Raw genomic sequence first — 13,699 nt, 5'->3', positions numbered from 1 at the left:
GGGAGACGCGTCAGCCGACGGCGACACCGTGCGAGCGCAGGTACGCGACGGGGTCCACGTCCGAGCCGTAGTTCGGCGTGGTGCGGATCTCGAAGTGCAGGTGCGGTCCGGTGACGTTGCCCGTCGCGCCGGAGAGGCCGATCTGCTGGCCCTCGGTCACGGTCTGGCCCGCCGAGACGGAGAGCGACGACATGTGGGCGTACTGGGAGTACTGGCCGTCGGCGTGCCGGATGACGACCTGGTTGCCGTAGGCGCCGCCCCAGCCGGCCGAGACGACGGTGCCCGCGGCGATCGCCTTGATCGTGGTGCCGGTCGGGACCACGAAGTCCACACCGGTGTGGTAGCCGCTGGACCACATGCTGCCCGCCACCTTGTAGGCGGTGCCGACGGTGGCGCCCTCGACGGGCAGGGTGTAGCCGGAACTGCTGCTGGCGGAGGCGGCGTTGGTGGTCGCGTCGGCCTTGGTGCTCTTCGCGGCCGACGGCGCCGTCCCGGCCGACGACCGGGTGGCGCTGCCGGAGGCGGCCTTCTTGCCGATCGTCAGCTTCAGCCCCGGGTGGATCAGCGACGGGTCACTGCCGACGGCCGAGCGGTTGTCGGAGTAGAGCTTCTTCCAGCCGCCGCTGACGTTCTGCTCGTCGGCGATCTTGGCGAGGTAGTCGCCGGCCTTCACCGCGTACGTCTTGATTTTGGCCGCCTTCTTCGCCGCGGTGGGAGCGGCGGTGGCGGTCTTCTTCGCGGGCTTCTCGACGCTCTGCGCGACGGAGACCGTCGGGGTCGCGGCGTGGGCGCCGGTGGCTCCCATCAGAGGCAGCGCGAGCACGGCGCCGCCGGTTCCGGCCACGGCGATCGAGCGGGTGAAACGCTGAGACTTGGGACGGCGGTGCTTACCCTTCGCGGGCATGACGAATTCCTCTCCGGCGCCTGCGAGGTGAGCTGTCGGGTGCGGGCTGGAGATGCCCGGCCGTGCAATTGCACGGCTATACCCCTAGCCGTTCCGGAGACCGGAACAGGCATGGAACCTGTGGGTCCCCCGCTCCTGCCGTATGCGGGTGAGTGTGCGGATTCCGGGCGGCGGCAGGATTGGGCGTCCGTCCGGATTGAGGCTGAACGTAAGCGAGATGAGAGCGCATCCACAACCATGTGGCTTTTATGTGCGCACGCCCTTCTTGATCCATCGCGAAATTCCGGTCACCCTCCGTGAATCGGCGATCTTTCCGAGCCCTCAACCCTCCCGGAAATTGGGGCGGATTGCGAAAAGGCGGCCGCAACACATCGTCACGAATATGACGCTCCTCACGCACCTCGACCCACGATGCATTATTCCAGGGCTACTTGGAATGAAGGCACTAATTCGGACAGAACAGTCACATGCGACGCAGTCGGATAACCGTCGCGTCAAGGTCTCCCCGCAGCCCCGTCCGCAGTCCGTGATGCAGCAGCACCGCACCTCGGTGCACTTCGCCCGTTTCGCGGCACTCATACGCTTCTGTCGGGTCAAGTCCGCGCAGCCTGAGCGGGGCGAGCGGCTCGCCGTGACGCTGGGCCTGGAGCCAGGCGAGGACGACGGTCTCATCACCATGGACGTACTGCACCGCGCTCAGCCCGCCCTCCGGGGGCCGCAGCCGGTAGAGGTCGCCGCGCTGCACGACGGGCCTGATCTCCTTGTAGAGGTCCACCCACCTCCGAGCCTCGGCGAGCTCCGGCTCGCCCCACTCGCTCAGGTCGCCGCCGACGCCGAGCACCCCGGCCATGGCGCTCACGAAGCGGAAGCGCAGCGAGCTGATCCTGCCATTGAGCTGCGTGTTCGGGCTGTCCGTGACCCAGGCGGCCATGATCCGGGCCGGGTGGACCTGACTGAAGCCGTGCTGGATGGCGAGCCGGTCGAGCGGGTCGGTGTTGTCGGAGGTCCACACCTGGTCCGTACGCGCCATGATGCCGAGGTCGATACGGCCGCCACCGCCCGAGCAGGACTCGAAGGCGACCCCGGGGTGCGCGGCCCGCAGCCGGTCGAGAAGGGCGTACAGGGCCTCCACGTGCTCGACCCACAGCTTCTGCGGATAGCGCTCGCCGGGCCAACCCGCGTCCGTGAAGCAGCGGTTGAAATCCCACTTCACGTAGTCGATAGGGGCACTGGAGAGCAGGCCGTCGAGCTGCTCCCAGAGGTACTCCTGAACGTCCGGGCGAGCGAGGTTCAGTACGAGCTGATTGCGGTATTCCGTCCTGGTTCGCCCTGGATGGAACTGCACCCAGTCAGGGTGCGCGCGATAGAGCTCACTGTCCGGATTGACCATTTCCGGCTCGACCCAGATCCCGAATCGCATGCCCAGCGCGTGCACGTAGTCACCGAGCGGCTTGAGCCCTGCCGGGAAGCGGTCCGGGTTGGGGGTCCAGTCGCCGAGCCCGGCCCGGTCGCTGGTGCGCGCCCCGAACCAGCCGTCGTCGACCACGAACAGCTCGACGCCCATCGCCGCGGCCCGGCGCGCGAGCACCCCCTGCTGCTCCTCGGAGATGTCGAAGGTGGTGGCCTCCCAGGAGTTGAAGAGCACCGGCCGGTCCTGGTCCGCGTCCGGGATGACGTACGCGCGCTGATAGGCGTGCCAGGCCCGGCTCGCCCCGCCGAAGCCGCCGTCGCTCCACAGTCCGGCGAAGACGGGGGTCGTGAACGACTGCCCCGGCTCCAGGCGCAGCAGCCCGGAGTCGTCGTACCCCGCGCCGCCGGAGATCTGCACGCGCGCATCGGGAAGTTGGGCCACGCAGATCCGCCACGAGCCCGACCAGCCGAGCGCGCACCCGTACACCTCGCCGCTCTCCTCGGTCGCCTCGCCGTCGAGCGCGACCCAGGGCAGATGCTGGTGCCCGGTGTGTCCGCGCCGGCTGCCGATGACCTTCTCACCGTAGGTGAGGGGGGTGCGCACGAGCCGGGACTCGGCCGCCCATCGCCCGTGCAGCTGGGACAGCCGCCAGCCGTCGCGCTCGGGCAGCGTCCAGGTCGCGGAGTCGGCGCGCAGCAGCTCCAGGGCGGGACCCTCGTTGGCGAGCGTCACCCAGCGCTCGACGACATCTCCGCGCATCCGGTAGTGCAGCGTGATACCGAGCCCGGAGTCCGAGAAACGCAGGCGCAGCTCGTCGCCCTCCGTCTCGTACGTCTCGAAGCACCACTCGGTACCGCGGCGCTCGTCCGTGCGCACGGAGAGGGCGGGCCGTACGAAGCGCGGGCCGCCCTCGACGGGGTACTCCTCGCGCCCGTCGAGCGGGGACTCGAAGGGCCAGTACTGCGGCGCGGGCAGCGTGGCGAGCGCCTCGGCGTCGGCGAGCGCGATCCGTGGGCCCCAGTGCAGGTGCAGCAGCTCGTCGCGTTCGGTGAGCCGCAGTGCGTAGCTGCTCGTCGGCCCCGAAAGAAGCCAGGTACGAGCGTCCGCGCCGACTTCGATCATCAGTCCCCCACAGATTCGAACAGGTGCGATCAGATGCCGACATCATCATGGGCACGGCGTCTCGGAGGCAACGCCTGTGGACAACTCATTGCCCCAGGAACCCATGTCGTATCGTCGAGAGCGCAACCCGCACACAAGCGCCAAGCGCCGCCGAGCGAAGCCGAGCAGCGCCGACGGCCGAATGGGAGGAACCCCAGTGACGCAGCAGGTCCCGTCGACCGAGCCCGAGCTGGCAGGCGTGCGCAATTTCCGGGACGTGGGCGGCCTGCCCACGATGGACGGCAGGCGCGTGAAGCAGGGGCAGCTGTTCCGCAGCGGCCACCTGGCGCACGCCACCGAGGAGGACGCCGCGTTCCTCGCCTCCCTGGGCCTGCACACGATCTTCGACTTCCGCAATGCCTCGGACCAGAAGCTGGAGGGCCCGGACGTCGAGCTGCCGGGTGTGCGGAACGTGAATCTTCCGCTGACCGACCCGGCCGACGGCGCCGAGTTCTGGAAGATGGTCCGCGACGGCGAGATCGACCAGCTCCGCTCGATCCTCGGGGACGGCAAGGCCGCCAACCGCATGATCAACTCGTACCGCACGATCATCAAGCAGCGCACGGCCGAGCACTCCCAGGTGCTGCACGCGCTGGCCGAGGACAGCGTGCCCGCGCTGATGCACTGCGCGGCCGGCAAGGACCGCGCGGGCCTGTCGATAGCCGTGACGCTCCTCGCCCTCGGGGTCGAGCGCGACGCGATCGTGGCCGACTACCTGGAGTCGAACGCCGCCCACCGCCGCTACAAGGTGCACCGCAGCAGCAGCTCCGCCGCCGCGTACTCCCCGGAGGTCATGGAGCTGCTCAGCCCGCTGTTCGACGCGCGCGCCGAATACCTGACCACGGCCTTCGAGACGATCGAGGAGACCTGGGGCGGCGTCGACCCCTACCTGGAGCAGGCGCTGCGGATCACCCCCGAACTGCGGGAGCGACTGCGCGAGCGCCTGCTGGACTGAGCCCCGGAGGGTGCCCGGGGCCTGACCGGCGGATCATGTCGGAGACGCGGGCCTGATCCGCCGGACAGGCCCCGTCTAGTGGCTCTGCGCGCCCAGTGTGAACAGCAGGTAGATGAAGGCCGCGAAGACGTGGCCGACGGCGATGTAGATGATCAGCCGTATCCACAGGGAGCGCGGGAACCGCTCCTCCATGGACCGTCGCGTGCCGGGTTCCGTGGGTTCGGTCATGACGTCTCTCCCGAGGTCGGGTGCCCCGACGCCGGGCCGAGGCACAGCGCGGCGGTGGGGCTCTGCAGCAGGGTGTGTACGAAGAGGAGCTCGGCTCCGCCGCGATCTGCTGCGGCGATGCGGTGCGGGGTGAGCGAGTCGAAGTGCGCGCTGTCGCCCGGCGCGAGCAGGTGCGCGGTGTCCCCGAGGCGCAGCCGCAGCCGCCCCTGGAGGACGTGCAGCCACTCCTCGCCCGGATGGACACGCACGATGTCGCCCTGCGAGCCGTACGGCACGTGCACCCGCAGGGCCTGCATGCCCCGGCCGGGGGCACCGGCCTGCCAGTACGTCCAGCCGCCCGCCCCGGTCGGCTCCATGTCGGCGGCGCGCACGATCGCGTCACGTTCGGCGACCGTCTCGCCGAGCAGTTCCGAGACGGTCGTACCGTAGATACGGGCGAGCGCGAGCAGCATCGGCAGCGAGGGCTGACGTTGCCCGGTCTCCAGGCGCGAGAGGTGGGCGGGCGAGAGCCCGGCGGCGTGGGACGCGGCCTCCAGGGTCAGGGAGGCACGGCGGCGCAGCTCACGCAGTTGGGGTGCGACGGCGGGAATGTCGCCGACCGCCCCCGGCTCGGAAGGGCTCGTACCCTCGGCAGGGTTCATGCCTCCATTGAGCCGCAGTCTTGCCTTGTAGGCAAATTTCTTGCCTCTGAGGCAAAAGAACGAGGGTCGGGCTCCGACAGCGCTCACGGCAGAGAAGAGGGCGGGCCCGATGCGCGAGCCCGCCCCTGGCGCCACCCCGGCTAGCGGTTCGCCACCGCCTGCTTCACCAGTGTCTTTCCGAAGTCCCACATCAGCCCACCCCCGCTGTGCGCGTCGTCCATCACAGCGGTGAAGGCCTCGACGAAGCGGTCGACGTCCTGCTCTCCGATGATCAGCGGCGGGATCAGTTTGATCACCTCCAGATGGTCACCGGAGACCTGGGTGAGAATGCGGTGCCGTTGCAGCAGCGGGACGACCACCATCTGCGCGAACAGGCCCTTGCGCGCGGCCTGCAGCATCGTCCATCGGCTGCGCAGCTTCAGCGACTTGGGCCTCCCGAACTCGATGCCGATCATCAGGCCCCGGCCGCGTACGTCACTCAGCAGCTCGTACTTGTCCACGAGCGCCGCGAGCCGGGACTTCAGCCGCTCTCCCGTGGCCCGTACGCCCGCCACGATCTGCTCGTTCTCCATCACGGAGAGCACGGCGAGCCCCGCCGCCATGGCCTGCGCGTTCGAGCCGAAGCTCGCCGAGTGCACGAGGACCCGGTCCATCGACGAATAGACCTTCTTGAAGATCCAGTCCTTGCCGAGGGTCGCGCCGACCGGCACATATCCGCCGGAGAGCGCCTTCGCCACGCACACCAGGTCCGGCTCGACGCCCTCCTCGTGCTGGTAGGCGTAGAAGTCCCCGGTCCGTCCCAGCCCGGTCTGCACCTCGTCCGCGATGAGCAGCGCCTTGTGCTTGTGCAGCAGCTCCTGGGCGGCGCGCAGATATCCGGGCGGGGCCTCGTGCACGCCCTTGCCCTGAATGGGTTCGACGATGAGCGCGGCGACGTCGCCCTTCTTCAGCTCCCGTGCCAGGACGTCGAGATCCCCGAGCGGGACGGGGGTGTCGGGCAGCAGCGGGGCGAAGCCGTCGCGGAAGCCGTCCTCGCCGTTGACCGACAGCGAGCCGGTGGTCAGGCCGTGGAAGGCGTGGGAGCAGTAGAGGATCCGCGGCTTCCCGGTGGCGTACCGGGCGAACTTCAGCGCGGTCTCGACGGCCTCGGTACCGCTGTTGCCGAAGAAGACCCGGTCCAGGTGCGGGCTGTGGGCGAGCAGCTTTTCCGCGAGGAGTCCGGGCAGCGGCTGGCAGTCGAAGCGGGTGAGGTCGGCGAGCGAGGCGTCCAGGACGTCGTGCAGCGCCTGGCGGACGACGGGATGATGGCGGCCCAGGCCCATCACCCCGAACCCGGCGAGCATGTCCAGGTAGTCGTTGCCGTCCGCGTCCCAGAAGTGGGCGCCCTCGGCCCGCTCGTACACCTTGTCGAAGCCGATGGTGTGCAGCATGCGCGGGAGCTGGTGGTTCAGATACTTGGTGTGCAGCTCGTAGCGCTCGGCTCCGCGCTCGGCCAGCAGCGCGCCGAGGTCGAACTCCCGCTTCTGAGCAGGGTCGTTCATTCCTGTTTCTCCTTGGACAACTCATCCGTGGACAGCTCGTCCTCGACCTTGGACAGCTCATCCTTGACGGCCAGGCCGGCACTGATCCGCCCGGCTATCTCGACGGGCGTAAGACCTATGTCGGCCAGCACCTCACCGCGCTTGGCGTGTGCGAGGAACTGCTCCGGGATGCCGAACCTCCGTACGGGGACGTCGACTTCGGCGTCTCCGAGCGCAAGCGCGACCGCCGCGCCGACGCCCGCCGCCCGGCTGTTGTCCTCGACGACGGCGACGAGCCGGTGCTCGGCGGCGAGGCCGGGCAGCGACGGGTCGACGGGCTTGACCCAGCGCGGGTCGACCACGGTGCAGCCGATGCCGCGGGCTTCGAGCAGCTCGGCCGCCTGCAGACAGACCGGTGCCATGACGCCGACGGCCACCAGGAGGACCTGCGGGATCTCCGAGCTGCGATGCAGGACATCCAGCCCGCCCACATGGTCCACCGCCGGAATCACCGGTCCCACCGACTCCTTCGGGAAGCGGATCAGCGTCGGCGCGTCGTCCACGGCGACGGCCTCCCGCAGCTGGGCCCGCAGCTGGTCGGCGTCGCGCGGCGCGGCGATCCTGAGGCCCGGCACGACCTGGAGGACCGACATGTCCCACATGCCGTTGTGCGATGCCCCGTCGACTCCTGTCACCCCGGCCCGGTCGAGGACGAAGGTGACGCCGCAGCGGTGCAGCGCGACGTCCATGAGGAGCTGGTCGAAAGCACGGTTGAGGAAGGTGGCGTAGACGGCGACGACGGGATGGAGCCCGCCCGTGGCGAGCCCGGCCGCGGACACCGTGGCGTGCTGCTCGGCGATCCCGACGTCCCACACCCGGTCGGGGAACCTGTCCGCGAACTTCCCCAGGCCCACCGGATGCAGCATGGCCGCCGTGATCGCCACCACGTCGTCCCGCTCCTCGCCGATCCGCACGATCTCGTCCCCGAACACCGAGGTCCAGGAAGGTCCGTTGGAGGGCGCGAGGGGCTCACAGGTGAGCGGGTCCATCACACCGACCGTGTGGAAGTGGTCCTCCTCGTGCGCGAGAGCGGGCTCGTAGCCCCGGCCCTTCTCCGTCAGACAGTGAATGAGCACGGGCCCGTGGAAGCGTTTGGCGCGCCGCAGCGCCGACTCGACGGCACCCACGTCGTGCCCGTCGATCGGCCCGACGTACTTCAGCCCGAGGTCCTCGAACATGCCCTGCGGGGCGAACGCGTCCTTGAAGCCCTTCTTCGCGCCGTGCAGCGACTCGTAGATGGTGTTTCCGACGACGGGCGTGCGCAGCAGTACGTCCTTGCCCCAGGCGAGGACCTTCTCGTAACTGTCCGTCGTACGCAGGGTCGCGAGGTGGTTGGCGAGACCGCCGATGGTCGGCGCGTAGGAGCGTTCGTTGTCGTTGACGACGATGATCAGCGGGCGGTTCTTGGCGGCCGCGATGTTGTTCAGTGCCTCCCACGCCATGCCGCCGGTGAGCGCGCCGTCGCCGATGACCGCGACGACATGCCCCTTCTCCCCCTGTACCTGGCGGGCCTTGGCGAGCCCGTCCGCCCAGCCGAGCGCCGTGGAGGCGTGGCTGTTCTCGATGATGTCGTGCTCGGACTCCTCGCGCGAGGGGTAGCCGGACAGGCCGCCCTTGCTGCGCAGCTTGGAGAAGTCCTGACGTCCCGTCAGCAGCTTGTGTACGTAGCTCTGGTGGCCGGTGTCCCACAGGATGCGGTCGACGGGTGACTCGAAGACCCGGTGGAGCGCGATGGAGAGTTCCACCACTCCCAGGTTGGGCCCGAGGTGACCGCCGGTCCTGGCGACCGCATGCACCAGGAACTCCCGTATCTCGTCCGCCAGTTCACCCAGTTCCGCCTCGGACAGCGCCTTCAGGTCACGTGGTCCCCGGATGTTCTCCAGAATCGTCACGTCGGGCCCCCTCTCGGTCCGTGCTGATCAACTCACGGTGACGGCCGGTTCTCCGGACGCGACGCCGTCGTTCTCCATCTGCTCGGCGATCTTCATCGCCTCGTCGATGAGGGTCTCGACGATCTTCGACTCGGGCACGGTCTTGATGACCTCGCCCTTGACGAAGATCTGCCCCTTGCCGTTGCCGGAGGCGACCCCCAGGTCCGCCTCCCGCGCCTCTCCGGGGCCGTTGACGACGCAGCCCATGACCGCGACGCGCAACGGGACCTCCATCCCCTCCAGACCGGCCGTGACCTCGTCGGCCAGCTTGTACACATCGACCTGGGCGCGCCCGCAGGACGGGCACGAGACGATCTCCAGACGTCGCTGACGCAGCCCGAGCGACTCCAGGATCTGGATACCGACCTTGACCTCCTCGGCCGGCGGCGCGCTCAAGGACACCCGGATGGTGTCCCCGACCCCCTCGCTGAGCAACGCCCCGAAGGCGACGGCCGACTTGATGGTCCCCTGGAACGCCGGACCGGCTTCCGTCACGCCGAGGTGCAGCGGGTAGGCGCACTGCGCCGCCAGCTGCCGGTAGGCGTTGACCATCACCACCGGGTCGTTGTGCTTCACCGAGATCTTGATGTCCCGGAAGTCGTGCTCCTCGAAGAGCGACGCCTCCCACAGCGCCGACTCGACCAGCGCCTCGGGCGTCGCCTTGCCGTACTTCTGCAGCAGCCGCCGGTCGAGGGAGCCCGCGTTGACGCCGATCCGGATCGGCGTGCCGTGATCCTTCGCGGCCCGCGCGATCTCCTTCACCTTGTCGTCGAACTGCTTGATGTTGCCGGGGTTCACCCGCACCGCCGCACAGCCCGCCTCGATCGCGGCGAACACGTACTTCGGCTGGAAGTGGATGTCCGCGATCACCGGGATCTGCGACTTGCGGGCGATCGTCGCGAGCGCGTCCGCGTCGTCCTGCGTGGGGCAGGCAACCCGGACGATCTGGCAGCCGGACGCGGTGAGTTCCGCGATCTGCTGCAAGGTGGCGCCGATGTCCGACGTACGCGTCGTCGTCATCGACTGCACCGACACGGGTGCTCCGCCCCCGACCGCCACCGGTCCGACCTGGATCTGCCGCGAGACACGGCGCTCCGCGATCGGTCGGACCGGCACCTCGGGGAGGCCCAAGGAAACGGCGGTCATGACGTCACCCGCGGCTTTCCGTGAAGGTCTCGCGGGCGGCGCGCAGCGACTCCTTGAGGGAGCCCATGGTGGCGAGGACGGCGGTCGGCTCGTAACCGCAGTGGGCCATGCAGTTGGCGCACCGGTCGTCCTTGCCGCGGCCGTACGCGTCCCAGTCGGTCTCTTCCAGGAGCTGCTTGTACGTCTGCACGTATCCGTCGCTCATCAGATAGCAGGGCTTCTGCCAGCCGAAGAGCGAGTAGCTGGGAATCGCCCACGCGGTGCACGGGAAGTCGACCTTGCCCTCCAGGAAGTCCAGGAAGAGCGGGCTCTGATTGAGCCGCCAGCGGCGCCGGTTGCCGCCCGCGAAGGCCTTCTTGAACAGCTCCCGGGTCTGCTGTACGCCGAGGAAGTGCTCCTGATCGGGGGCCTTCTCGTAGGCGTAGGCAGGCGAGAGCATCATCTCGTCCACCTTCAGGTCGTCGTTGAGGAAGTTGAGGACCTCGATGATGGTCTGCGGGGTGTCGGTGTTGAAGAAGGTCGAGTTGGTGGTGACGCGGAAGCCGCGCCGCTTGGCCTCCTTGATGGCCTCGACCGCCTCGTCGAAGGTGCCCTCCTTGGCCACGGACTCGTCGTGCCGCTCACGCAGCCCGTCGATGTGCACGGCCCACGCGAAGTACGGCGAGGGCTTGAACTTGTCCATCTTCTTGCGCATCAGCAGCGCGTTGGTGCACAGGAAGACGAACTTCTTCTTGGCCACCAGCTGCCGCACGATCTCGTCGATCTGCGGGTGCATCAGCGGCTCGCCGCCGGCGATCGACACCATCGGGGCACCGGACTCCAAGACGGCTCCCACGGCCTGGGCCACGGGCATGCGCTGCTTGAGCACCCCCGCCGGGTGCTGGATCTTGCCGCAGCCCTCGCACTTGAGGTTGCACGCGAAGAGCGGCTCCAACTCGACCAGCAGCGCGAACTTGTCCCGCTTCTTGAGCTTCTGTTCAAACAGGTACGCAGCGACCTTCATGGACTGCCGAAGCGGCATGGCCATCTGGCTCACCTCCGAGGGAGCAACAAAGAACGGTGCCATTCAAAAAAAGCGGGAAGCACGGCACGAAGAACACGGAAAGCTGATATTCCACCGCGCACCGTGCCGATACGGACGAGTTCATGTTCCGGAGCGTCCACGACCACCCGGACGGCCGCAACCGGGCGCGCGCCCGTGCGCACGGCGCTGTGGAGCGTCGCCGCGGACTCCATGTCGACCGCGATGGCGCCGGTCACGAGCAGATCCGACCGTTCGTGACCGCGGACGACGTGATCGGAGCCAGTGAGGGGTCCTGTGTGGACCGTGCGCCCGGGCACGGTGCGGACGAGTTCCTTGACGAGCAGATCGATGCCTACGCAGGGGGTGGTCCCGCGCGGGTCCCGGGTCTCCTCGGCGACGACCAGGTCACCGGGGTGCATGCCCGGGGCGAGCCCCGCGCAGAAGCCCGTGGCCAGGACCGCGGCCTCGCGCAGCGCCGGGTCGGCGAGCACCCGGGTGACCGAGCGTTCGGCCGCCTTGGGTCCCATGCCCGTACGCAGCACGGTGACGGGCCCGTCGGCCCCGGTGCGGTCGCCGCTGCGCAGGGCGAGGTGCTCGATGCCGAGCGCGCAGGCGATCAGCAACGGGGCCGGGGCGGGCTTCGTGCTCATCAACCCCCCTTGGCCTCGGCGAAGGGCTCGCCGTGGACGTATCGCCCGAGCGCGGTGAGCGGGAAGACCTGCCGGTAGAGGTGGTAGTTGATCGAGAAGTCCCACGGGAAGCCGGTTCCCGTGAAGTACGGCTCGTCCCAGGATCCGTCCGCCAACTGCGTCTCCGCGAGCCACTCGACCCCACGCTCCACGGCCTTGGAGTCCCGCTCCCCCGCGGCCAGCAGGGCGAGCAGGGCCCAGCCGGTCTGGGAGGCGGTCGAGGCGCCCCGTCCGCTCCACTCGGCGACGTCATGGTAGGAGCGCAGGTCCTCGCCCCAGCCGCCGTCGTCGTTCTGCACGGCCTCCAGCCAGGCCACCGCCCGGCGGATCGCCGGGTGCGAGCCGGGCAGTCCCGCTGCCACGAGCGCCGGGACCACCGACCCCGTGCCGTATACGTAGTTGACGCCCCAGCGCCCGAACCAGGAGCCGTTCGGTTCCTGTTCGGCCAGCAGCCACTCGATCCCGCGCCGCGTACGGGGGTCGTGCGAGAGCCCCTCGACGGCGAGCATCTCCACCACGTGCGCGGTGACGTCCGCGGACGGCGGGTCGATGACCTCCCCGAAGTCGCAGAACGGCAGCCGGTTGGGGAAGGCGCTGGTGTTGTCGACGTCGAAGGCGCCCCACGCGCCGTTCTTCGACTGCATCCCGAGGTTCCAGCGCACCCCACGCCCGATGGCCTTCTCGACGCGCTCCGGGTCGTGGTGCTTGACCCGGCGCAGCGCGAGGACCACCTCGGCTGTGTCGTCGATGTCGGGGTAGTTGTCGTTGTGGAACTCGAAGGCCCAGCCGCCCGGCGGCAGTCCGGGCCGCTTGACCGCCCAGTCACCGGGCCGGACGATCTCCTCGCCGAGCATCCAGTCCGCGGCCTTCACGAGCTGCGGGTGGTCGGCGGGCACGCCCGCGTCGGCGAGCGCGATGGCCGCCAGACATGTGTCCCACACCGGCGACTGGCAGGCCTCGATCATCCGGGCGCCGTCCTCGCGCCAAACGGCGAACCGGTCCAGCGAGGCCAGCCCCTCGCGCATCACCGGGTGTTCGAGGTCGTATCCGAGCAGATGGAGGGCGATGACCGAGTACACGGCGGGCGGCTGGATGCCTCCCCAGCAGCCGTCGTTCTCCTGTCGCTCGATGATCCAGCGCGCCGCCGAGTTCATCGCGGCCCTGCGCAGCCGGCGCGGCGCGACCTTGCGGTACTGGTGCAGCGCCTTGTCGAGGCGCTGGAAGGCACCGTCCCAACTCGCCACGGGAGCAATGGGCTTGACCGGATTGGGGTTACCGGCGTCGGTGTGCAGCTCGTCGAGCGGGAACGGCGCGGGCCGCACCGGACGCTTCGCCGAGACGATGGTGAGCGGCACGATCGTCTGCCGCGCCCAGCATCCGAAGTCGTAGATGTTGAGCGGCATCCACTTCGGGAAGTAGATGAGCTCCGGCGGGAGTTCGGGAAGGTCGTCCCACTTCCACCAGCCGAACAGGGCGAGCCAGATCCGGGTGAAGACACGGGCCGAGGCGATGCCGCCCCGCTCGCGGATCCAGGCGGACGCCTTCGCCATGTGCGGCTCGTCCGGGGCGTCCCCGGCCAGCCGCAGGGCGACGTACGCCTCGATGGTGGTGGAGAGTTCGCCCGGGCCGCCGTAGAAGGTCGCCCAAGTGCCGTCGTCGCGCTGTTCCCCACGAATGAACAGCCCGGCGGCGCGGGTGGTCGACTCGTCACGGATGCCCAGGAACTGCCGGAGGAGCAGGTCCTCGGCGTCCATCGTGACGTTTGTCTCGAGGTCGCCCTTCCACCAGCCCTGGGCGTCCTGCCGCGAGAGCAGGAAGTCGGTGGCGCGCTGTATCGCGCGCGCGGCGGTGTCTCGGGTCTCGACTGTCCCGGCCGCCGCGGGAGTCGTCTGAAGTGGTGTTTCGCTGGCCGAGGCAGCGCGGGGCGGCAGTGCCCCGGTGCTTCCGTCGGTCGTCGCTGTCATGGCTTCCCCTTCGTGCAGTGGTACGTCTCTGCTGTGGGTCCGCCGTCGGCCGGTGCTTCGCTCTC

At 69.2% G+C, this 13,699-nt stretch carries 11 protein-coding genes and 1 riboswitch; of the genes, 1 reads left to right on the top strand and 10 read right to left on the bottom strand.

The features are described from left to right. Positions 1-10: 10 nt before the first annotated feature. Complete coding sequence (locus ACZ4RZ_RS16875) at positions 11-904, bottom strand: peptidoglycan DD-metalloendopeptidase family protein (protein WP_467745287.1); 894 nt, start codon at positions 902-904, stop codon at positions 11-13. Between the two features lie 2 nt (positions 905-906). After that, positions 907-1,073, bottom strand: a riboswitch (cyclic di-AMP (ydaO/yuaA leader). 294 nt (positions 1,074-1,367) lie between these two features. Further along, positions 1,368-3,437, bottom strand: a complete 2,070-nt coding sequence (locus ACZ4RZ_RS16870; protein ID WP_467745286.1) for an alpha-galactosidase — start codon at positions 3,435-3,437, stop codon at positions 1,368-1,370. A 196-nt stretch (positions 3,438-3,633) separates the two neighbouring features. Here ACZ4RZ_RS16870 and ACZ4RZ_RS16865 point away from each other — a divergent pair, with 196 nt between their 5' ends. After that, positions 3,634-4,431, top strand: coding sequence for a tyrosine-protein phosphatase (locus tag ACZ4RZ_RS16865; protein ID WP_467745285.1), 798 nt, complete (start codon positions 3,634-3,636; stop codon positions 4,429-4,431). Between the two features lie 75 nt (positions 4,432-4,506). Here the strand turns inward: ACZ4RZ_RS16865 and ACZ4RZ_RS16860 are convergent, their stop codons facing one another. The 8 genes from ACZ4RZ_RS16860 to shc form a co-directional block, all read right to left on the bottom strand. Then, on the bottom strand, positions 4,507-4,623 hold the full coding sequence (locus ACZ4RZ_RS16860; protein WP_388871561.1) for a DUF6126 family protein: 117 nt from the start codon (positions 4,621-4,623) through the stop codon (positions 4,507-4,509). A gap of 32 nt (positions 4,624-4,655) precedes the next feature. Next, positions 4,656-5,300, bottom strand: a complete 645-nt coding sequence (locus ACZ4RZ_RS16855) for a helix-turn-helix domain-containing protein (protein WP_467745284.1) — start codon at positions 5,298-5,300, stop codon at positions 4,656-4,658. A gap of 140 nt (positions 5,301-5,440) precedes the next feature. Continuing rightward, positions 5,441-6,841: an aspartate aminotransferase family protein gene (locus ACZ4RZ_RS16850; RefSeq protein WP_467745283.1), complete on the bottom strand. Its 1,401-nt coding sequence runs from the start codon at positions 6,839-6,841 to the stop codon at positions 5,441-5,443. Continuing rightward, on the bottom strand, positions 6,838-8,772 hold the full coding sequence (gene dxs, locus ACZ4RZ_RS16845) for a 1-deoxy-D-xylulose-5-phosphate synthase (RefSeq protein ID WP_467745282.1): 1,935 nt from the start codon (positions 8,770-8,772) through the stop codon (positions 6,838-6,840). Before dxs ends, ACZ4RZ_RS16850 begins: the two co-directional genes overlap by 4 nt. 27 nt (positions 8,773-8,799) lie before the next feature. Continuing rightward, positions 8,800-9,957: a flavodoxin-dependent (E)-4-hydroxy-3-methylbut-2-enyl-diphosphate synthase gene (gene ispG / locus ACZ4RZ_RS16840; RefSeq protein WP_467745281.1), complete on the bottom strand. Its 1,158-nt coding sequence runs from the start codon at positions 9,955-9,957 to the stop codon at positions 8,800-8,802. 4 nt (positions 9,958-9,961) lie between these two features. Then, complete coding sequence (gene hpnH, locus ACZ4RZ_RS16835) at positions 9,962-10,984, bottom strand: adenosyl-hopene transferase HpnH (RefSeq protein ID WP_369250735.1); 1,023 nt, start codon at positions 10,982-10,984, stop codon at positions 9,962-9,964. A gap of 5 nt (positions 10,985-10,989) precedes the next feature. After that, positions 10,990-11,631, bottom strand: coding sequence for a phosphorylase family protein (locus ACZ4RZ_RS16830; RefSeq protein WP_467745279.1), 642 nt, complete (start codon positions 11,629-11,631; stop codon positions 10,990-10,992). Then, positions 11,631-13,634: a squalene--hopene cyclase gene (gene shc / locus ACZ4RZ_RS16825; protein WP_467745278.1), complete on the bottom strand. Its 2,004-nt coding sequence runs from the start codon at positions 13,632-13,634 to the stop codon at positions 11,631-11,633. The genes ACZ4RZ_RS16830 and shc overlap by 1 nt, the downstream gene beginning before the upstream one ends. Positions 13,635-13,699 lie beyond the last annotated feature (65 nt).

Source organism: Streptomyces sp. NPDC027189 (genome assembly GCF_055566975.1).
The sequence above is the reverse complement of the archived record's forward strand: the minus strand, read 5'-3'. Positions and strand labels throughout refer to the sequence as shown.